The organism is Paraflavitalea devenefica, assembly GCF_011759375.1.
Lineage (GTDB): Bacteria > Bacteroidota > Bacteroidia > Chitinophagales > Chitinophagaceae > Paraflavitalea > Paraflavitalea devenefica.
This window is the reverse complement of the sequence record NZ_JAARML010000001.1, coordinates 2,089,838-2,109,388: the sequence shown is the minus strand read 5'-3', so window position 1 is coordinate 2,109,388 and position 19,551 is coordinate 2,089,838. Positions and strand designations below refer to the sequence as shown.

At 44.3% G+C, this 19,551-nt stretch carries 21 protein-coding genes; 4 read left to right on the top strand and 17 right to left on the bottom strand.

All coding sequences use genetic code 11. The annotated features are described in order from the left end of the window. The first annotated feature begins 26 nt into the window (after nucleotides 1–26). The 3 genes from HB364_RS08720 (at nucleotide 27) to HB364_RS08710 (ending at nucleotide 1,666) form a co-directional block, all read left to right on the top strand. A complete protein-coding gene (locus tag HB364_RS08720; protein WP_167287498.1) occupies nucleotides 27–797 on the top strand; it encodes a HEPN domain-containing protein in 771 nt (256 codons plus the stop codon). A 41-nt stretch (nucleotides 798–838) separates the two neighbouring features. Beyond that, nucleotides 839–1,276 (top strand): hypothetical protein, encoded by a 438-nt coding sequence (locus HB364_RS08715; protein WP_167287497.1) that lies wholly within the window; start codon nucleotides 839–841, stop codon nucleotides 1,274–1,276. A gap of 78 nt (nucleotides 1,277–1,354) precedes the next feature. After that, nucleotides 1,355–1,666, top strand: a complete 312-nt coding sequence (locus HB364_RS08710; protein ID WP_167287496.1) for a hypothetical protein — start codon at nucleotides 1,355–1,357, stop codon at nucleotides 1,664–1,666. Between the two features lie 72 nt (nucleotides 1,667–1,738). On the opposite strand, the gene HB364_RS08705 is transcribed toward HB364_RS08710, so the two are convergent. From HB364_RS08705 to HB364_RS08625, 17 genes are all read right to left on the bottom strand, one after another. Beyond that, complete coding sequence (locus tag HB364_RS08705; protein WP_167287495.1) at nucleotides 1,739–2,350, bottom strand: hypothetical protein; 612 nt, start codon at nucleotides 2,348–2,350, stop codon at nucleotides 1,739–1,741. 29 nt (nucleotides 2,351–2,379) lie between these two features. Then, the gene (locus tag HB364_RS08700; RefSeq protein WP_167287494.1) at nucleotides 2,380–3,366 is read right to left on the bottom strand and encodes a relaxase/mobilization nuclease domain-containing protein; all 987 of its coding nucleotides are present in this window, start codon (nucleotides 3,364–3,366) and stop codon (nucleotides 2,380–2,382) included. Beyond that, complete coding sequence (locus HB364_RS08695; protein WP_167287493.1) at nucleotides 3,363–3,716, bottom strand: plasmid mobilization protein; 354 nt, start codon at nucleotides 3,714–3,716, stop codon at nucleotides 3,363–3,365. Before HB364_RS08695 ends, HB364_RS08700 begins: the two co-directional genes overlap by 4 nt. 180 nt (nucleotides 3,717–3,896) lie before the next feature. Further along, nucleotides 3,897–4,265 (bottom strand): hypothetical protein, encoded by a 369-nt coding sequence (locus tag HB364_RS08690; protein WP_167287492.1) that lies wholly within the window; start codon nucleotides 4,263–4,265, stop codon nucleotides 3,897–3,899. 62 nt (nucleotides 4,266–4,327) lie between these two features. Beyond that, nucleotides 4,328–5,341, bottom strand: coding sequence for a toprim domain-containing protein (locus HB364_RS08685; RefSeq protein ID WP_167287491.1), 1,014 nt, complete (start codon nucleotides 5,339–5,341; stop codon nucleotides 4,328–4,330). Nucleotides 5,342–5,402: 61 nt separating this feature from the next. After that, the gene (locus HB364_RS08680) at nucleotides 5,403–5,684 is read right to left on the bottom strand and encodes a helix-turn-helix domain-containing protein (RefSeq protein ID WP_167287490.1); all 282 of its coding nucleotides are present in this window, start codon (nucleotides 5,682–5,684) and stop codon (nucleotides 5,403–5,405) included. A gap of 109 nt (nucleotides 5,685–5,793) precedes the next feature. After that, nucleotides 5,794–6,837, bottom strand: coding sequence for a hypothetical protein (locus HB364_RS08675; protein ID WP_167287489.1), 1,044 nt, complete (start codon nucleotides 6,835–6,837; stop codon nucleotides 5,794–5,796). 94 nt (nucleotides 6,838–6,931) lie between these two features. Further along, nucleotides 6,932–8,401, bottom strand: a complete 1,470-nt coding sequence (locus HB364_RS08670; protein WP_167287488.1) for a Fic family protein — start codon at nucleotides 8,399–8,401, stop codon at nucleotides 6,932–6,934. A 224-nt stretch (nucleotides 8,402–8,625) separates the two neighbouring features. Next, nucleotides 8,626–8,973: a helix-turn-helix domain-containing protein gene (locus HB364_RS08665; protein WP_167287487.1), complete on the bottom strand. Its 348-nt coding sequence runs from the start codon at nucleotides 8,971–8,973 to the stop codon at nucleotides 8,626–8,628. A gap of 5 nt (nucleotides 8,974–8,978) precedes the next feature. After that, on the bottom strand, nucleotides 8,979–10,106 hold the full coding sequence (locus HB364_RS08660; RefSeq protein ID WP_167287486.1) for a tyrosine-type recombinase/integrase: 1,128 nt from the start codon (nucleotides 10,104–10,106) through the stop codon (nucleotides 8,979–8,981). Beyond that, entirely contained in the window at nucleotides 10,103–10,501 is a 399-nt protein-coding gene (locus HB364_RS08655; protein WP_167287485.1) for a helix-turn-helix transcriptional regulator, read from the bottom strand. Before HB364_RS08655 ends, HB364_RS08660 begins: the two co-directional genes overlap by 4 nt. Before the next feature lie 278 nt (nucleotides 10,502–10,779). Then, entirely contained in the window at nucleotides 10,780–12,162 is a 1,383-nt protein-coding gene (gene mnmE, locus HB364_RS08650) for a tRNA uridine-5-carboxymethylaminomethyl(34) synthesis GTPase MnmE (RefSeq protein WP_167287484.1), read from the bottom strand. A 154-nt stretch (nucleotides 12,163–12,316) separates the two neighbouring features. Then, entirely contained in the window at nucleotides 12,317–13,150 is an 834-nt protein-coding gene (locus HB364_RS08645; protein ID WP_167287483.1) for an energy transducer TonB, read from the bottom strand. 202 nt (nucleotides 13,151–13,352) lie between these two features. Then, on the bottom strand, nucleotides 13,353–14,189 hold the full coding sequence (locus HB364_RS08640; RefSeq protein ID WP_167287482.1) for an energy transducer TonB: 837 nt from the start codon (nucleotides 14,187–14,189) through the stop codon (nucleotides 13,353–13,355). Between the two features lie 68 nt (nucleotides 14,190–14,257). Then, entirely contained in the window at nucleotides 14,258–14,785 is a 528-nt protein-coding gene (locus tag HB364_RS08635) for an ExbD/TolR family protein (RefSeq protein WP_167287481.1), read from the bottom strand. 31 nt (nucleotides 14,786–14,816) lie between these two features. After that, nucleotides 14,817–15,485: an ExbD/TolR family protein gene (locus HB364_RS08630; protein ID WP_167287480.1), complete on the bottom strand. Its 669-nt coding sequence runs from the start codon at nucleotides 15,483–15,485 to the stop codon at nucleotides 14,817–14,819. 148 nt (nucleotides 15,486–15,633) lie between these two features. After that, complete coding sequence (locus tag HB364_RS08625; RefSeq protein ID WP_167287479.1) at nucleotides 15,634–16,494, bottom strand: MotA/TolQ/ExbB proton channel family protein; 861 nt, start codon at nucleotides 16,492–16,494, stop codon at nucleotides 15,634–15,636. Nucleotides 16,495–16,954: 460 nt separating this feature from the next. Between HB364_RS08625 and HB364_RS08620 the strand changes: the two genes are divergently transcribed. After that, on the top strand, nucleotides 16,955–19,501 hold the full coding sequence (locus HB364_RS08620) for a zinc-dependent metalloprotease (RefSeq protein ID WP_167287478.1): 2,547 nt from the start codon (nucleotides 16,955–16,957) through the stop codon (nucleotides 19,499–19,501). The last annotated feature ends 50 nt before the right edge of the window (nucleotides 19,502–19,551 follow it).

Sequence of the window (19,551 nt, the reverse complement as noted above, 5' to 3'; positions counted from 1 at the left end):
CGGTCATAGCTACCATCCTCCGGATCATGAAACCTGAAAAGATATACCTGTTGGGTGCTACGAACCATTGCCGACAGGCAGATACGATTTTTAGCCAGGTCGTATTAGCCTCTTGGTCGGCATCGGAATACCAATTACTGATCATTTCGGCAGCCGATGAAAAGCGAAGTACCGATGAATTACACGATGTAGTAGAGAGTAGCTGCCGAATTTCCACGCCTGTTACTTCGATTGTGATTCCCATGCAGGTATTTAATCAATGGTTGCTAAAAGGTCATTTGTTGGCTCACACCGTTTACCATTCTGACTGCTTGATTCATGATGGACGTAACACGCCCCTTAAGCTGCCCGGCAACTACAGTTTGAAAGATATTCAGCAAAAGCTACAAAAGGAATTTGAAGACTGGACAGCAAGGTCGGTTGAGTTCCTCATTGGTGTGGAAACCTTTCGTACCCGCCGTCAATATAATATCGGCGCTTTTCTGGTGCATCAGGCAGCAGAACTGGCCTGTATGGCGGCAGTGCGGTTGGTGACCGGCTACCGGGCCGGAACCCACAACCTCGACCGATTATTGCGGTACAGCCTCGCTTTTTGCGGGTCGGAATTGAATGTATTTCCCAGGAATACCGATCAGGAGCGTCGACTGTTCAAGTTGCTGCAAAAAGCCTATATCCACGGCCGGTACAAAGATGATTTTGTAATTACCGAAAAGGAGTTTTTAATCCTATATGAGCGTGTTCAAGTATTGGTGGCTAATGCCAAACAACTAAAACCTGCGAGCTATCAACCAGAGTGATTAACTATAGAAATCATTTTTCAAGTATAAAGAATATAGCCATGGGAACTAAAATAATTATCCCGCCCAAACCGGATAAATTTGAAAGAAATCTTTTGGATAACTTCCTGCAATTACGGGATTGGCATATCAATATGGTAAAGCAACGCTGCACCGAAATCTACCGATATGCTGTAAAATGGGATTCTGAAACCAAAAGTTATATTTACGCCTTTGTTTATGGTTTGCGTGCCGTTATAGGAGAAGCTAAAGAGCCTTGCATTGCAAACTTTTTTACATGGTATGAAACCCGCCTTTATCAATCCTTCTACCTTGAAGAAGTTGTCACCTTATTGAAATGCCTGGATAAAGAGCGCCGCTACAAAGACTATGAACATGAACAATGGGAATTGAAAATAAAGGAGCGGCAGCTGATGGCCTCCAAAAAGGAAAAGAAGAAGCGCACGGCTAATGGCAAAAATGGAACCCCGATAAATTGAGTCTGGCCTGTAAATATATCAATACCTGAAGCTAACCGGCAAACCCGATTGATTAGGAATCATTAAATGTACCGAACAATGAAATATAGAATTGTAGTAGGCCATAACAGCAAGGCCCTCTTTTGTACAGATCCTGCTAACATAAAAACATCGGATGAACTGATCCGGGTATTCTCGGCACTCGATAATAAATTTCCGCAGAATGAAGGTTATTATATCAGTATTCAGATCTTCTTGCATGACTCCATCCACGTGGATACAGAAGAATTTCGGGAGAAATTAAAAGCTGGTAAAGCAAAAGGCGCTTTACTACGGCTGCGCAACCTGAGAAGAAAAGCTTCCACCATGGCCCAGGCAGTTTATGGCCGGTTGGAAGATGGGCTACTTTAAACAGCTATAGGCGAAAGGACTTCCTATTTGTCGCAGCCCTCCGCAAAACAGCTACCTTTATGACACCAATGGTTATGGCTGTCGGGAAGAGTTTCCTGCCTTTTTCTGTAACTCTTCGAGTTCTTCTTTGGTTCGATTGATTTCTTTAGCCAGCCGGATTTGTCTTGCAAGTTCTTCTTCCATTACAATAACGCTATCGGAGAATTGGTCTGCATTTTGCCGGTAAAGGCTGTCTGCTATTTTTAATTGCCCTTGAAAATCGGGGCTTTTGACAAACTGCAGGTGCCGATATTTGATGTCATGCTCTTTGTATAGGCTTAGTTGATCATGGGTCATCAACCAGCCAGCACAAACCAATACCAGTATCAGGATTAAACCTGCTGTTATATACATCAGTTTATGAACATGATAATGATGGATTATTTCTTTTGGCTTTTGCCAGACAATTATCCCTTCTTCCACCTTATTAGACAGTGTTTGCATACCCCGCACAGGAAAATTTACTTCCGCCAGCTTTTTTTCCAGGCTAATCAATCGGAGTTCCAGTTTTGCTATCAGTTGGGCCAATGACGGAAATACTTTAGCCATTTCTTTTAACTCGGCTATATCCTTTGTTAACTCCCCGACCTTTCTTTCCTGGGCCTGCATGGACTCTACCATCATATCATTGAAAAGCTCACTCATAAATAATAGGTTTAATTGTTGTGTGGGTTTTACAGCTTAGGTTTCTTTCTTTTCTTTTTACGGCGCGCTTCTTCAAGTAAGGCGGGATTAATACCTTGTTCATGAGCGGGCTCGTCCTTTAATAAAGCATCAATTGCAGCGACTCCCAGGCTACCCAATTGCTGCGACTCCCGGAAAATAGATTCCAGCCAATCGGCTGTGGCGCCCAACTTCTCCAGTAATTGGTTACTGGTGGATCCCTGACTATTTACAGGCTTGCTTGCGCTGATAGATGGTTTTATCTGATGCCGTAGGTTATAGGCAATTATCTTTTGTAAGCCGGCTAATGAAAACTTTCGGTCTATTTTACTGCCCTTGAAGCAATCGCTGCCGATCTTAAAACTGATGCCCTGCTTCTCCTGGGTTTGACCTTTGTATTTATACTGGGTGATAATGCCCCGCTCTAATAACCGGCTTTCCAATTCTTCCAGGCTCAGACAACCGGGCAGGATCTCCATCATGGTCATGTAAATGGTATAGCGATTGGCTTGTGATTCAGTGAGGGCTTCCAGGTTCGTGAGGCTTAAATTTTTTCGTTCTACCTGTATGAGTTTATACTCCTGGGTGAGTTGCTGGGCCAGCTTTTTACCTTTAAAGCCTATCCAGCTATCGGAAATTACCTTTCCGTCGTTATTCACCATATTGGCCAGAATATGGACATGGAGGTGTTTTTTGTCTGCGTGTTTGACGATGGCATATTGGGTATTGCTGATGCCCAATCCTTCCAGGTACTTCCGGGCAATTTCGGTGATGGTGGCATCGCCGGGATCTTCACCGGGATAAAAACTGAGCACACTGTGAAAACATGCCTGCTTTTTGGAAGGACGCAGGGAGTGTTGCCGGTTGAAATCTTCGGCCATAAGCCTATAATCATGTCCCCTTACTCCTTCGGTGGCCAGTACCCCTGCTTCCGGTTTATTGCACATATACCGGGCAGCATGATAGAAAGAATGGCCTGGGAAATTTTTGCTGATCATGGCCTGAGCATTTTTAAAATGCCATCAATCTGGTTACGGTAGTGCTCAAAATGCAGGACGGTTTTGACATGACCCGCCTCATGAAACCCTTTGGCTAACTGGTTTAAGTTGGTGGACATACCCACCAGTTGCCGGGCCAGGCTTCTTTCTTCTTCAGTCAGTCGGGCTTTTACTTCCCCTCTCACTACCATCTCCCGGACATACCGCGACCAAGTTAACCCAGCCTTTTTGGCCTTTTGGGTGACAATAAAGTGCTCGGTTTTCTCCAGCCGGATAGTGATAATCTTTTCTTTTTTGACCGGCTTAACCGGCCTTCCTCCTTTATTTTTTGGTGGTTTTACTGTTTCCATAACACTCATTTTCGGGTTCACGACAGTGGGCTTTCATTCCCTTTGAGACCAACGGGAGCAAAGGGCAAGCAGTTTTTGGCTTACAAAAACACCGCTTGCCTTTCAGCGCGGCCAGGATACCTAACGGCCAGCTCCTATTATTACAGGTGAGCTATGCACTGACGCCCGGTAGGCGGGTTATTATTCCGTTGCCTGCTGTCTACTGCTTAGGCCAGTCTTTTTATTGCCAGTTGTTTCCGTTGGTTGCTTGCCAGATTCTCCTGTGAATATCCTGGGGCTACTCACACCAAACCGGCGGATATTTGCTTTTAAATCCATCCAAAGCTGAATATTGAAGTCAGCCAGTTCCATCAGTTCATCCGGCGTCAACTTATACGGATTAATAACACCAGCGGAAGTATTGCCGGGCTGTTCATTATTGCCGGAAAGAATATTAGGAGCATACCCTTCCCCTATTTCCAGTGATCGGCTGATGGCTACACTGTTGCCATACAGCCGGATTTGCTTTCCAGATGAAAGCGTTAAGACCTTTCTTTTTAGTTCTGCCATAATACTTGTTTGAATTGTATACATGTTTGTTTCTGTTAGCGGGTGAAAAGAAAAAGGTTGGTTTACCCCAGTCTGCGCTTCTTGTCACCAGGAGGATTATCAGGCCCCATCTTAAATTGTTTGTAAATGCTTCGGGCCTTTCCCACATCTTCCGTTTGTTTTAAAACTTTTGCTTGCCGGGCAATCAGGAACTGGTTACAGTCTTTGTAACCGACGTATAACCTACTTCCATCTTTGTATTGATTACTGATAGCAAGTGCCTGCTCTGTACAATCCTGACCCGCTTTATCCCGGTCCAGGTACAGATTGATTTGCTGGTACTGTTCTAATACAGGCCTGCTCTTTTGAAAGAAGGAAAGGGAGTTTAGTACCAGGTAGTTGGTGGCTGATGGTGGGGTATTCTGCCGGACCGCAACGAAAGAAAGGAAACTGAAAAATCCTTCAAAGACAGCTATGTCTAGCGCCTGGTTGTTAATAAACCTAACAGTTTTGGGAGAGCTGCTACCTTTAAAATGCAGGTTCCGTAATTCATAACCGCCTTCATTATTGGGAAACCCAATGGCATAAAAGGTTTTGCCATACAGACTGTACCGTACTTCCTGACAATAAACTTTTGCCAGATCAACCGGGATAGCCCGGTCTTGTAAGTAATGTAGCAGTGCAGGTGAACGCAGCGGGCCGGTGTCCAGAATGGCAATCCGGGAAGAAGGGGTCTCTTTCTTTTCACCCGCCTCGGGACTGGGAACAATGAGCGGGTTACCCACCCGGGCAGGCTGATAAACCCTTAATCCCCCGGGCAACCCCATGTCCGACAGTTTTTGCAGCAGCGTTTTTACCGGGCAATTGAAATACAAAACGCCAAAATCCACCAGGTTACCGCCCTGTCCAGAACCAAAATCAAACCACACATTTAACTTCCGGTTGACCTTAAAGGAGGCGGTTCTTTCCTGTCGTAGAGGTGACAAATACCAATAATCCTGTCCTTTTATCCTTTGCGGATGATGGCCAAGATGAGACAGAAAGGCAACCAGGTCGAGCTGTTTTGCCTCCTTTACAGAAAACGGAAGGGATGCCATAAGAAAATGTTAATCTGAAACAATATGGTAAATCAAATACGGAGAGAGATTAATAGAAGAATCACTTCCTGATCCTCTTAATATCATCTTCCAACTCGGAAGGATAAAATACTTTTTTTCGTGGGCCAAGGTCATGCCGACGAATTACCCCCATGTCAACATATTTTCGGAGTGTTGGGGCAGAAACTCCAATGATTTTACAGGCTTGCTTGATGGTAAGGGGCATCTCTGCTATATTCTTTACGGGAGGTATATTTTCTTCCAGGCAGGATCTTACTATATCCTGTATAAACGATTTGGCTTGTTCTATACTGAATCCAATAAACTGCATCTGCTGTGTCATATCTTCTCAATTTTGATTCACAGCAAATGTCCTGTCAGGAAATACCGATTTTCGGTAAACAGCGGAAAATGGAAGTAAAAACCGGATATTATTTAGCGATGAATTGTGCTCATTTTCTCTTGGCAGGGGCTAATTCGTTCCTAATCAAGGTCAATAGCGGTTCTATGGCTTTCCTGACCCGGTTGCGCTTTTGTGCATCAATCTTTCCGTTACTTACATCTGAAAAACCGGAAAAAGCATCACCTTCACTTTTGTATACCCTGACTTTTTTATCTATAACAAGCCAGGAAACCTGTAACACTTTCTCTTTTTTCAGCTCCCTGAACAGAATGGCAAAGCATTGGTTATCCCAGGTAGACTTTTTGATCAACTCCAAGACAGAGGACTCTTCGCTAGTGAACAGGAGGGCAAAATTCTTGCGCGTGTAGGAGTTCCGGAAACAGGGTTCCAGAAGATTATATAAATGATCTATTACTTTTTGATGAAGTTCCGGGGAAAAATCCTCGTTTAATTTGAGAAAATTATACAAACTGGCTTCCCGTTCTCTACGTGGGGCCGTCCGGTTGTTGGGTATCAGTTTCATCACCGGGGTGGACATACCCCTTGGATTTATGTGTTCTGCAGGGGGAGTTACCTTTAATTCATCCAGTATTGCCCGAAACTGTTCGGCTAATAATAGCCTTTGGGTCCGGTCAATGTCCACAATCTGCCGGAACGTATGGCATTTTTGAAAGTTTGATTTCTTCAGGAGCGCCCACTTCTGCCGGAAGTCCGCATTTTCCAGGTTATAGCTATAAGCCATCGGATATCGGGCCAATACTTGCACCATGTACTCGATTTTATCGTGGCTCAATCGAAGTTCCTCCAGTCTGGTAAAGATTTCAATCCTAAGAACTGACTGTTCGAAATTGAAATACAAGTACTTGCAACACCAATCAAAGTGCGCTAACAGGTTATCAAAATCCAATCGAAATGGGCAATTAAGGAAGGAAATACAGTAGTGGTTGTGTAGGGCATGGCTGGCCACAAAATCAAAGTCAACCGGCCACCCGAAGGCCTTTTTGGGCTGGTCTTTATAGGGAATTTCCCTGATAAAGGCATTGGTTTCTCTGACCCTTACACTAAAAGGTACGTCTTTTACCTGCATCAACATATTCATACATCACAATTTATACCTTCACTAATATAATAAATAATTTACACAAATCACCTATTTGCAATGTGCAAAAATTGCACATTGGTCAGGATTAACCTTGATCTGTGACCAGCATCACATCGAAATCAAAATTATCAATACTACCTGATAACTCAATACGGCATCTAACCGGATAATCGACTTTTAATACGCCATTACTTCCAAGCAGATCAGGTAAGATTATATTTGGTGTTACAAGTAAAACCGGTTGATAGTAAGTTGGATCATTATATCCAAATATTGAATACCTCTGCTGAACTACTATTCCTTTACTTGTTGCTACATTAACTGTAATGTAAAGGCCATTTTGCGAAAGTTTCCGGACCCATTCATCAGGATGTTTCCATTCGAATTTGGGCGTCAATACAATTTTCTTAATTCTGAAAAACGCTCCCAATTGCGATAAAGTGAATTCCTTAACCGGCTCTTCGTTAGTCAATATCATTGCAACGTCTCGTTGTACCAAATCCGTTGTTGCAATGCTGTAGCTAGTTCCCCTACCTGCTCCGTGTACAATGAGATTTCTAGCAGATACAAGATCTGCCAGAATACGTTTCACCGTTGAATTAGGTATACTTAGTTTTTTCGATATCTCCCCACTGCTAATGCCGGGATTGTTTTCGACCATTGCATAAATGTGCTGCTCACGTACACCAATACTCTCACGCTGTTCTTTTTCTTTTACTTTTTGCAATAACTGACCCTGAATATTTTTTAAACAATCAAGGAAAAAGTAAGCCCATTCTGTTACATCTTCACCAGGCCTGTTGCGCTGTGCCTCCATTAATTTTTTATAATATTCTTTTTTTCGGTGCTCAATCTCATGCTCAAAACTCACATACTCTATCCATACATACCCGCTCTTCATTAGCAGTAATGTCGCCAGCAGCCGACTAAGTCGGCCATTACCATCCTGGAAAGGATGTATACTCAAGAACTCATAAATGAAAAGAGCTACCTTGATTAATGAGTGCGTGGTTGAATCATTGTTGTACCAGTTGATAAGTTGCGTCATTGCCTCTTGAGTAGCCCAACCGGGAGAAGTTGTTTCGAAAATAGTTGTTTTACGCCCATCTGCTTCGGTTCGTTCTACCCGATTGGTGTTGATCTTATAAGCCCCTTTATGATAATTATCCTTTGAACTATACTTCATTAGGGTATTATGCAGTTGCCTGATACTGGTCTCTGCAACTGGAATATCGCGGTATGATTCCCCTATGAGGTTCAGGGTTTCGTAATATCCTGCCACTTCCTGCTCATCCCTTTCGGTCAATTTATTGATATCCAGATTTTCAATCAGCACTTCGACTTCCTTGTCAGACAGGCGTGATCCTTCTATACGGGTAGAAGCACCAACACTTCTTACGGTGGCGATTGACTTTAATTCTTTTAACGTTTTTTGCTCCCGCCGCTCTATTGCTTGCCATTGAGCATCAAAGCGATCCAATTGACTAAGTTCCTGAGCCAGTTGCATCCAGTTATTAGGACTAAAAATTAACGTATGAATTTTCATTTCAGACATCTGAGACGATTTGAGACGCAAATATACGATTAAACTCAGGCCAAAGTGAGACGATTTAATACGTTTTGAGCCGATTTATCAGGAAAATAATCACTAATTCATTGATTGTCAATAAAAGTTAATACGTTGCAAAAGTGAGTTATTGCTTTTTATGCAACAACTGGATTTATCACTCCCGTCCTAGGCCGCTGAATAACTATTGCCCAGTGATCCGTCTTTTATCGTTATCCTTTCAAAATATTCTTCTGCAAATACCTATCGACGTAATCATCGACGGAAAAAGCAGAAGTACTATCCTGTTTTTTCACCCATTCCAGGATCTCCGATTTTCTGAACTTATACAACTTACCCATCTTGAAGCAAGGAATTTCACCTTTGGAGCACTTGGCATAAACGATATTAATATCCAACCCCAGAAAATCGGCGACCTCTTTCGCTGACATGATATTTTCATGGGCATGAGATTGGAAAGCTGCCTTTGTAATCTCTAATAACTCACTAAGCATCATTTTTAATTGCCGGATTTCAGTTTCCATCCGATCGAGTCGCTGTTCAAACGCACTTGTATTCATATTCCTCAGTTTAAGTGACTATAAATTGCTTTGCTGGCCGCTTTCGCCCTATTGGTATCAGGCACTTTGGCATATATCTGTGTAGTCTTAACATGCTTATGATTGAGCATTTTACTGACCACATAAATATCCTCTCCCTTCTCAATAAGATCAGTGGCGTATTTATGGCGCCAGTTATGAAATTTCGCCTTATCCTTTAATCCAACGTTACTGAACCACTCTTTTAGCTTTGTCCTTGTCCTGGAATAATTCAAATCAGGAAATACCAATTGATCTCCTTCCTTCTTCTTTCCCAATATATTGACAGCCTGATGGCTGATATAATGCTTAAAAGAACGGTCTGGCTTAGGGTCAATAATATATACATACCAGGCATTTAAGGCAGTGGAATAATGAAAGTCACTCCATTTTATAATTTTCAAAGCACTGAACCTGAATCCGGATAATAATGCAAATATGGATGACTTAAATACCGTTTCATCTTCAATAGGGTTTTCAAGTAAGAGCTTCAGCTCTTCATCATCAATGATCTGCCGGAATGTTTCCACATTACTGATCCGTGGAACTCTTACTGTGTAATCCTCAGTTAAATACTTATCCAGAAATGCCTGTTGAACAACGACGGCGAATTTATCATAGTACGATGCTGCCGAGTTCTGTTTTAGCTTTTCTGATTTGGATTTAAGCGAATGAGTAGACAACAGGTAATCTTTAAACTTCTGCAATAGCTTTTCATCAATATGGCGGAACTTAAGATGCTCTCCCATCCATCTTTTCAGGTATTTGATGGCAGTTTCATAATGCGTGGTATCTACTTTTTCTTTCTGTTTAGCACGAATAAAATTTAAGGCATAAACAAAGAAATCACCTTCCAGCACATCTTTATTGAAAAGGCCGTTTTCTTCCAGCATTAGCGCTTTCATTCGTTTCAAGTAAATCTTTTCTGCGATCTCCGTATATAATTTATTCTCTTGTTTTTCAAGAGTAGTAACGGGATTTGCGTGAAGGTGCAAATTCAAAAACTCCCTTCGGGTATATTGTTTGGTTTGCGGATTCCATACCGGCGGGTAATAATCAATGTACAGGCTTAATTTCCCGCTCTTCAGTTTCTTTTTACGCAAGGCACCTCTCATAGACTGCCGTATTTAGATTTAATAAATTCAAGAACCTGGTTCTTATCAAACAGCAACTTCCTTCCAATTTTTATACGGGGAAAGCTTTTATCTTCCATCAAATTAAAAATGCTTCTTCTACTAATGCCTATTAGTACAGCCAATTCCTTTACATTGATAAGAGCTTTCTCCATAGACACCGTTTCCTGCACATTCTTTGGAGTATTACTATTAAGTAATTGATCCATTTCATTTCTTGCGCCTTCTTTTGAAGCCTGCAATTTCTCACCGCGCATCCTCAGTTTATAATTACGTTTTGCGCAATCATCAGAACAGAACTTAGTCACTGTTGTCTTTGCTGTAAACACCTTTTTACAATGTAAACATGCCTTTTGTATTCTGATATTACTGCTCATAACCTGAAAATCGTTTACTTGTTAACTATGCAATAATCGCCAATACTGCATTGGGGGATGATTTTAATGCACTATAATGAACTAAAGAGCATTAAAGTGCAATAATTTCTCCACGCCTCTAAAATTCTTGTACCTCCGTATCTCAGAACTAATTTAGAGGTTTAAAGTCCAACAACAAAATAAAACGATGGAAAAAATATGAAATCTTCTACAATGCAGTGCTGATAAGCATTGTGTTAGGTAAGTAGATGAAAATAAGAGAAAGGAAAAGAAAGGCCTTATTTGCCGATACAAAACTTACTGAATATATAATCCAACTGGTCTTCGGTAGTGATCTCGCCGGTGATCTCGCCTAAGTAATGGAGGCAGCGGCGTATGTCGAGGGCGAGCAGGTCGCCGGGAATCTGGTTGTCGAGGCCGGCATGAATGTCCTGCAGGGATTTCAGCACTTCCTGCAAAGCATGGTAATGACGGGCATTAGTAACTACTGTATCTTCTGTTTGTAACCGGCCTTGCAATACCATGTCTACCAGCCGTTCTTTTAATACCTCCACATGCTGATTTTCTTTAGCAGCAATAAAGATGATGGTAGCCCGGGCATCAAAGGAATTGCGGAGGGCGTCATTGGCCAGGTCTGATTTATTACCCACCAGCAGGTACTTGATCTGTTGCTGGTCGAGGTCATGTTTCACGGCTTCCAGTTCGGGTACCGTAGTGCTGTTCACATCAAACAGGTAAACGACCACATCGGCCTGCTTCATCTTGGCCAGGCTCCTTTCCACACCGATGCTTTCAATGACATCGCTGGTATGCTCCCGGATACCCGCCGTATCCACCAGCCGGAACAGGATGCCATCTATGTTCAATATCTCCTCGATCGTATCCCTTGTAGTACCGGCAATATCACTTACAATGGCCCGGTTCTCATTGAGCAAGGCATTTAATAAGGTAGACTTACCGGCATTGGGCTTTCCAACAATCGCTACCTGTACACCGTTTTTGATCACATTGCCAAGCTTAAAGGAATGCAGCAGTCGCTCTACCGCACCCTGTGCTTCCCGGATGAGCGCGTAGAACCTGGAGCGGTCGGCAAATTCCACATCCTCCTGGGAGAAATCCAGTTCCAGTTCTATGAGGGCAGAGAAGGATAGTAACTGGTCCCTTAACTGTTTCAGTACTTCTGAAAATCCGCCCCGTATATTGTGCAGGGCTGCTTTACGGGAAGCTTCTGTATTACTAGCTATGAGGTCGGCTACGGCTTCTGCCTGGGTAAGGTCCAGCTTGCCCTGCAAAAAAGCACGCTGAGTAAACTCTCCCGGTTTTGCCAGCCGGGCGCCCAGGTGCACACAGGCCTGGATAACCTGTTGCTGTACATAAGGCGAACCATGACAGGATATTTCTATCACATCCTCCCCGGTATAAGACCTTGGCCCCTTGAATAGGGATACCACCACTTCATCCAATACTTTCTCTCCTTCCTTCAGGTAACCGACATGCAGGGTATGCGAAGGCTGCAACAAAAGGTCTTTGGCAGGAAATAGCTGGTTAATGATCTCAAATGAGCGGCTGCCACTGATCCGTATCATCCCAATAGCCCCGATGCCCGGTGGCGTGGCCAGGGCCACTATCGTATCATCCCATCCCAACAACTTTGCTGCCATATTGTATTCGTTTATGGATATCCTATCCGTGTGTCTAAAGCAGCACAAAAATAGTATACCTGGCCTGAAACGCAACAGTCCCGCATAATGCGGGACTGTTGACAACGCTAATCAGCATCGAAGAGGGGGTAACGGAAATCCAACACAATAACTACTATTCGTTATTCAACTGAAAGACAATAGGCTGACGTTTGTAGGATTTTACCCTGCGTCCGTTCTGGATAGCAGGCTCCCAGGTACCGCTTTTTTTAATAACCTTGATAGCAGCTTCCCAAAGCTCTTTAGGGCCGCTTACCGCCTCTACATTGCTTACTTTGCCCAGGGTATCTACAATAAACAGTATCTCTACTTTTCCCTGTATTTCATTGTCAGCAGCCTCCTGCGGGTAGTTGTTGGCCAGGTTCTTATTCAGGAACCGGGCCCAGGCGGGCATACCACCGGGATATTTTGCATCAATTTCCACTTTAGTGAAGGTGGCGCCATAATCGGTATCGTCCTTTTTCACTATGTCTGTGATCCCTTTGCCGGCCGCCTCATCTGCGGGTGGCCCGGCAAGGCCATCATCCTTTAATCCCTCTACATTGGCGGTGCCGATCTTTACATCTTCCAATTCCTCCATGGCAGGAGGCGCCTCTTCTGGCTTTACCAGTTCATCTTTGGTGATCTTGAACTCAGTGAACTGTTTTGTTTCTATCTGCTGTGGGGGAGGTGTCTTCAGGGGCGGTGGTGGTTCTACGGGTTCTTCCTGGTCAATCAGTTTCAGCTCATTGTCGGGGATGATGATCTCTTTAACAATTTGCTCTTTACCGCCCATGCTGGCAAATACAAAGCCGCCGATCAACAGCAGCAGGATAGACAACATAACTGAGAGGGATATGAGTAAGCGGCGTTTGTATGACTTACGTAGTTCGTAAGCGCCGTACGATTTGTTGCGACCCTCGAATATAATATCGAGTACGTCGGCAGTAAGGATTTTGGTAATCTCCATGGCAAATATTTATTATTAAGATGCCCTGGAAAACACATTCCACAGATGTTTATTTTTTGGAAACCCTTGTGCAATCTGCATTGTACTGCATCACCAGCCTTATTTCAGTGTATAGGTGATAGTTATGTAAACAAACATACAGGCATAAAAAAATCCCCTCCGGAACCGGAGAGGATTTACAATCATTTATTTGGCTGCGGTATTAACCTTCTGTTTCCAGACGGAATACGATAGGCTGTTTCTTATAAGATTTCACCTGACGGCCGTTCTGAACGGCGGGTGTCCATTTACCACTCTTCTTGATTACCCGTACTGCTTCGCCACGTAATTCTTCAGGTCCACTGATCGCTTCCACGTCACTCACGTTACCTTCCTTGTCTACAATGAACTGGATCACTACAGTACCCTGGATCTCGTTGTCGATAGCATCCTGCGGATAACGGAGCGTTTTGTTCAGGTAACGCTGCCAGGCTGCAGAACCGCCGGGATATTCAGATTCAATTTCTACTTTGGTAAATGTTTTGTCCCAATCTTCTTCTACTTTCTTGGGAGCTTCCACCACACCTTTACCGGCGTCATCTGCCGGAGGAGCTACGATACCTTCATCTTTCACACCTTCCTGGTTCACGGTACCGATCTTGGTTTCCTCCAGTTTCTCCACTTCCGGTGGTTTTTCTTCTTCCTTCACCTCTTCATCTTTTACGATCTTGGGAGGGGTGAATTTAGCCATTTCCACTTTGGGAGGCTCTGGTGGTTTGGGTGGCGGTGGAGGAGGTGGCTCTTCTTTTTTCTCTTCCTGTTTGATCTCCTCCAACTGCACATCCTGCACATTCAGTTCTTTTTTCTCGTCTTCAGTGCCTAAGAAGTTAGACAGCACGTAGCCGCCAAACGACAGCAGGATGATAGACGCAGTTACAATAAGGGCGATCATCAGCCGCTTATTATAGGTTTTGCGCAGTTGATAAGCACCATATTCCTTATTTCTTCCTTCGAAGATAATATCAAGAACATCAGCGCTTAATATTTTATTGACTTCCATACGTGTGCTTTGTTATAAGATGCATTCTAAATAAGATTCCATACACCTGCTGATGAATATTTTAATGTTTACTTCCCGGAAGCTTTAACTAACTGAAGTTCAACATCAAAGATATCAACCAAAGCATAGCGTTTAACCTCATTAATGGTCATTTCATCCAATATGTCAACCGTATTTTTATAGGTTGCATCGGGCGTGGGCTTTATCACCACCACGAAATCGTCCGGACTGGTAGATCTCTTTTTGTTGATGATGATGTCCCTGATCCCCTGGAAGTTGGTGCTCTTGAAGTTACTGCCATCAGGCGCCAGTTCCCCTTCGTAATAGAAGATGGAATTATCCTTCGCCAGGATAAGGCTCAAAGCACCGGAGGCTTTTACCTTATTTTGCTCTTCGGGCTTCTCCGTGTCTTTCGGCAGGAAAAGCCGCATAGCTGTAGGCTGGCTCATCGTCGTGGTGAAGATAAAGAAGGTGATGAGCAGGAATCCCAGATCCACCATCGGCGTCAGATCAACGCGCGTGGAAAGCTTTTTCCCTTTTTTTACACCAGGCCCTTTTTTATGTCCCCCACCCGACGAGGTATCCATTTCTGCCATATCGCAATTTTTTTAAAATTAGAAACTTGGTTTACTCATCTGTCGCTTTGGCGCCGATGGCCTCTTTCCGCTTGAACAGGTCGGTACCGGGCGGAACGCCTTCGGGGTCAGTGATCATGGAAAATTTAAATAACTCATTCTTTTTCAGGGCATCAATAATGCCTTTGAAAGAAGGATATTTAGCATCATTATCACCCTTTACAAACATTCTCATTGTCTTGCCCTGGAAAGCGGTAGTCGCAGCCCGTATCCAGTCAACCAACTGGTTATTGGCGCTATCTACCGGAATACCAGGCGCTTTAAAAGCTTTTATTTGCTCAGGTGATAACTGAAGATACGATTTTAATTGCGTAAAAGGTACACCGATGAGGTTGCCGGGAGCCAGGAAGGCTTTCTTTTCGGCAGCGGTCAGGTTCAGGGCTTTGGACTGGTCGATCATGTCGATCAGTTCAGATTTTTGATCCTTGTTTTCGTCGGCTACTGAAAAATACACCTTACCTTCTTTATCCATGGTCACCAATACCGCGTTCTCTTGCTCTACAATCTTGGTAGACACAGACTTAGGTGTTGTCACCTGTACAGGATCCGGAGTTTTGAACTTGGTGGTGAGGATGAAGAACGACAACAACAGGAAGGCCACATCGCACATCGCCGTCATGTCGATCGTTGTACTTTTCCGCGGTACTTTAACTTTTGGCATGATTTAAAATTTCAATTTCTAACTAATGAGATGCACATTCAGCCAATTTCCATATTTATCGGTCGCGGCCTTGCCGGCTTTGCTATGCCCTTAACCAGGCAATTGCCCCAACCTGGCCATGACGGATAAACTGGTCTTTACTTCACCCTTATTTGTAGAGGGAAGCAAAACTTTGTGTTAAAGTGAAACCAGACTCGTCAATACCATAAGTGATAGAGTCGATCTTGGTCGTAAAGATGTTGTAGAAGATGATCGCAAAGGCAGATGTACCGATACCTAATGCCGTGTTATACAGGGCTTCAGAGATACCGCGGGACAGTTCTGCAGCAGCACCGCCGCCACCTTCAGAACCCAGGGCAGAGAAAGAAGAGATCATACCCAATACGGTACCTAACAGACCCAACAGGGTAGCTACGGAAGCGATGGTAGAAAGGAACACGAGGTTCTTTTCCAGCATGGGCAGTTCCAGCGCAGTAGCTTCTTCTACTTCTTTTTGAATAGACAGTACTTTTTGCTCTGTATCCAGCTCCGTGTTGGAGATCATTTCTTTGTACTTGCGCAGACCGGCTTTCATTACATTTCCTACGCTGCCTTTTTGTTTGTCGCACTCAGAAATAGCCTGATCCACATTTTTATTAGCGAGGTGATATTGCACTTTGCGAATAAACTCAGCAATGTTTCCGGTACCGGAAGCTTTGCTGATGGTCAGTAAACGCTCAATGATGAAAGTGATCGCTGTGAGGAATGTTGCGATCAATAAAGGCACGATAATACCACCCTCATACATCTTGATCAATCCGCCTTTTGGTCCTTCATGTTTGGGCCAAAAACCACCAGATAAATCGGGTTTTGTAAAGTTACCTTCAGCGCCCAGGCCAAACCTCCAGATCAGATAACCAGCAAGAATACATACTACTGGCGCGATCCATGAAATAGCATTACTACTCTTCTTCGGTTGAACAGATGTACTACTCTTCGCGGCGGGCGCAGTTGGTTTTGTTTCAGCCATGATTGTGTTTTTTTTAGTGTTTGAAAAAATTAGTCTATCTGTAGTTTAAAAATTAGCTCACAATGCTAATGAAAAATGCTTTTCCACAGGCGATTTTGATCAAGAAAAATTTTTGACAGGGTTCACAAGATAAGGAATTTCCTGAACGGGTGCGCTAAAAATAGGCGTTTTGATTGAATAAAACCGCGGCGAATGTAGAATTAATTTAAAAACAAAACATCTATGTACAACGCTTTTAATGCGCCACTAATCCGCCTGCAAAAAGCATTTTGCAATTACCGCTGACAACAAATATCAAACCAACCGGCCCTGCCGGATTACGGTTTGGAACCTATCAATCAGCCCTAATTGTATACAGGTTTCCGTCTGTCACGAATCCCTGGTTTTTAACCACTGGTATAATCCTGCCCTACCCTTTGAACCCCTTTTCCTTATCTTCAGCCATTAAATAAAATTTAACATGGAGAAAACCCTCAGTCTGAGATCTGTTTTACTGATGGTGGCTGCCAGTAGTTTACTAACCTCCGTTTCTGCCCAGAACAGAAGGCCGGCGACTACAACACCTGCTGCAGACACTACTAAACCCCGTACCGCTGTTACCCCCCCTGCGTTCCCCAAACCAGGCCCCAAACCTTACAAAGAAATTATCACCGACAAGGCCCTTAGCCGTAAGGGGCTTTTCGCTGTTCATAAAGTAGACGACAAGTGGTATTTCGAAGTAGGCGATTCCCTGCTGGGCAGGGATATCCTGGTAGTGAACCGCATTTCCAAAGCCCCCGCCGACACCCGCTCCGGCTTCTTCGGGTATGCAGGCGATGAGATCAATGAAAATGTGATCCGCTTCGAAAAAGGACCCAACAATAAAGTATTTCTCCGCAACATCTCTTTCTCGGTTTATGCAAAGGACTCCACCAAGCCCATGTATAAATCCGTACAGAACTCCAACATTCAACCCATTGCCGCCGCTTTCGATGTAAAAGCATTTTCCAAAGACAGTACCGGCTCTGTAATAGACTTTACTGACTTTGTCAGTGGCGACAATGATATCTTTTTCTTTGCCTCTTTCTTTAAAAGCATGCTCCGCCTGGGCGGCCTGCAGCCTGATAAATCGTATATCGTTGATATCAAAAGTTATCCGATCAACACAGAGATCAAAACAGTAAAGACTTACAGTAAGATGGCGGCACCCTCCCCCATCCCTGGCCTCATGCCTTCCGGCCCTACCGGCAATGCCACTTTTGAGCTCAACACTTCCATTGTGCTGCTGCCCAAGGTTGCGATGCGCCCCAGATACTATGATGACCGGGTGGCATATTTTACCACGGAATACACAGATTTTGACGCAGATCCCCAGGGCGTAAAGGACATCAGCCTGATTACCCGCTGGCGCCTGGAGGTTAAATCAGAAGACCTGGAGAAGTTTAAACGCGGTGAACTGGTAGAGCCTAAGAAGCCTATTATATATTATATAGACCCGGCTACACCTGCCAAATGGGTGCCCTACCTCATCCAGGGTGTAAATGACTGGCAGAAAGCCTTTGAGAAAGCCGGCTTTAAAAATGCCATTATGGCCAAGGTAGCCCCTACCCCGGCCGAAGACAGCACCTGGAGCCTGGAAGATGCCCGTTATTCGGCTATCGTTTATAAGCCTTCCGATATTCCCAACGCCAGCGGCCCGCACGTACATGATCCCCGCAGTGGTGAGATCCTGGAATCCCATATTAACTGGTACCATAATGTTATGCGCCTGCTGCGCAACTGGTACCTGATCCAGGCTTCGCCCAGCGACCCCCGCGCCCGCAAAGCTGAATATGATGATGAGCTGATGGGACAACTGATCCGTTTTGTATCCTCACACGAAGTAGGCCATACCCTGGGTTTACCCCACAATATGGGTTCTTCGGCAGGTACGCCTGTTGAAAAACTGCGTGATAAAGCCTGGGTAGAAGCCAACGGCCATACCGCTTCTATTATGGACTATGCCCGGTTCAACTATGTGGCACAGCCAGAAGATAAGATCACGGATGCCGGTATGTATCCCCGCATCGGAGAGTACGACCTGTGGTCTATCGAATGGGGTTACAGGCCTATCCTGGATAAAGACCAGGACAGCGAAAAAGCTTTGCTCAATGATTGGGTAAAGAGCCACTACAGCAACCCTCGCCTCCGTTTCATTCACCAGAATGGTGTGGACCCCAGGGCGCAGACTGAATCACTGGGTGACAACAATATGAAAGCTAATGAATACGGTATCAAGAACCTGAAGTGGATGATGCCTAAACTGGCTGGCTGGCTGAATGAAAAGGGAGAAGATTATGAAAACCTGGATGAGATTTATAATGAAGCGATTGGACAATTCAGCCGCTACTTTGGTCATGCCGCTACTTATGTAGGTGGTATTTATACCGACTATAAAACCACCGAGCAGGAAGGCAATGTATATACGGTAGTTCCGAAAGCGCTGCAAAAAGAGGCCATGACCTTTATGCAGAAAAACTATTTCGAAACACCTACCTGGCTGCTGGATAAGAATATCCTGGATAAGATATCTTCTCCTACCAGCGACCGGGTGAGCGGACTGCAGGACGGATGGCTGGGCGTACTCCTGAACACCTTGCGTATGCAACGCCTCATCTCCTCTTCCAACCGGGACGCATCCGCCTATCGACTGGATGAATTTATGGAAGACCTGAAGAAAGGCATCTGGAGTGAACTGGCTGCCCGCAAACCTATTGACAATTACCGCCGTAACCTGCAAAAGGCCTACGTGGAAAGAATGGGTGCTATTATCAATCCCGCTCCTGCCGGTGGTGGAGGTGGTATTATTATTTCTTTTGGCCCGGTAGTGGACCCGAAGAAATCAGATATCCTGTCTGTTGCCAAAGGCACCCTCCGTGCGCTGAAAGCAGAGATCGCTGCCGCGATACCTGCTTACTCAGACAAGATGAGCCGTTATCACCTGCAGGACCTCAATGACCGTATCGGAAAGATACTGGACCCTAAGTAACATAACCAGTCTCAATAACTTTAAAGGGTGGGTCGCTTTTGAAAAGCGGC

What these genes read in the sequence shown, in the direction of transcription:
- HB364_RS08635 (WP_167287481.1), bottom strand. Translation starts at nt 14,785, where the DNA reads ATGGCAGAAATGGATACCTCGTCGGGTGGGGGACATAAAAAAGGGCCT.
- HB364_RS08685 (WP_167287491.1), bottom strand. Translation starts at nt 5,341, where the DNA reads ATGGCATCCCTTCCGTTTTCTGTAAAGGAGGCAAAACAGCTCGACCTG.
- HB364_RS08690 (WP_167287492.1), bottom strand. Translation starts at nt 4,265, where the DNA reads ATGGCAGAACTAAAAAGAAAGGTCTTAACGCTTTCATCTGGAAAGCAA.
- HB364_RS08680 (WP_167287490.1), bottom strand. Translation starts at nt 5,684, where the DNA reads ATGACACAGCAGATGCAGTTTATTGGATTCAGTATAGAACAAGCCAAA.
- HB364_RS08665 (WP_167287487.1), bottom strand. Translation starts at nt 8,973, where the DNA reads ATGAATACAAGTGCGTTTGAACAGCGACTCGATCGGATGGAAACTGAA.
- HB364_RS08660 (WP_167287486.1), bottom strand. Translation starts at nt 10,106, where the DNA reads ATGAGAGGTGCCTTGCGTAAAAAGAAACTGAAGAGCGGGAAATTAAGC.
- HB364_RS08695 (WP_167287493.1), bottom strand. Translation starts at nt 3,716, where the DNA reads ATGGAAACAGTAAAACCACCAAAAAATAAAGGAGGAAGGCCGGTTAAG.
- HB364_RS08645 (WP_167287483.1), bottom strand. Translation starts at nt 13,150, where the DNA reads ATGGAGATTACCAAAATCCTTACTGCCGACGTACTCGATATTATATTC.
- HB364_RS08710 (WP_167287496.1), top strand. Translation starts at nt 1,355, where the DNA reads ATGAAATATAGAATTGTAGTAGGCCATAACAGCAAGGCCCTCTTTTGT.
- HB364_RS08640 (WP_167287482.1), bottom strand. Translation starts at nt 14,189, where the DNA reads ATGGAAGTCAATAAAATATTAAGCGCTGATGTTCTTGATATTATCTTC.
- HB364_RS08705 (WP_167287495.1), bottom strand. Translation starts at nt 2,350, where the DNA reads ATGAGTGAGCTTTTCAATGATATGATGGTAGAGTCCATGCAGGCCCAG.
- mnmE (WP_167287484.1), bottom strand. Translation starts at nt 12,162, where the DNA reads ATGGCAGCAAAGTTGTTGGGATGGGATGATACGATAGTGGCCCTGGCC.
- HB364_RS08720 (WP_167287498.1), top strand. Translation starts at nt 27, where the DNA reads ATGAAACCTGAAAAGATATACCTGTTGGGTGCTACGAACCATTGCCGA.
- HB364_RS08670 (WP_167287488.1), bottom strand. Translation starts at nt 8,401, where the DNA reads ATGTCTGAAATGAAAATTCATACGTTAATTTTTAGTCCTAATAACTGG.
- HB364_RS08655 (WP_167287485.1), bottom strand. Translation starts at nt 10,501, where the DNA reads ATGAGCAGTAATATCAGAATACAAAAGGCATGTTTACATTGTAAAAAG.
- HB364_RS08675 (WP_167287489.1), bottom strand. Translation starts at nt 6,837, where the DNA reads ATGTTGATGCAGGTAAAAGACGTACCTTTTAGTGTAAGGGTCAGAGAA.
- HB364_RS08715 (WP_167287497.1), top strand. Translation starts at nt 839, where the DNA reads ATGGGAACTAAAATAATTATCCCGCCCAAACCGGATAAATTTGAAAGA.
- HB364_RS08700 (WP_167287494.1), bottom strand. Translation starts at nt 3,366, where the DNA reads ATGATCAGCAAAAATTTCCCAGGCCATTCTTTCTATCATGCTGCCCGG.
- HB364_RS08625 (WP_167287479.1), bottom strand. Translation starts at nt 16,494, where the DNA reads ATGGCTGAAACAAAACCAACTGCGCCCGCCGCGAAGAGTAGTACATCT.
- HB364_RS08620 (WP_167287478.1), top strand. Translation starts at nt 16,955, where the DNA reads ATGGAGAAAACCCTCAGTCTGAGATCTGTTTTACTGATGGTGGCTGCC.
- HB364_RS08630 (WP_167287480.1), bottom strand. Translation starts at nt 15,485, where the DNA reads ATGCCAAAAGTTAAAGTACCGCGGAAAAGTACAACGATCGACATGACG.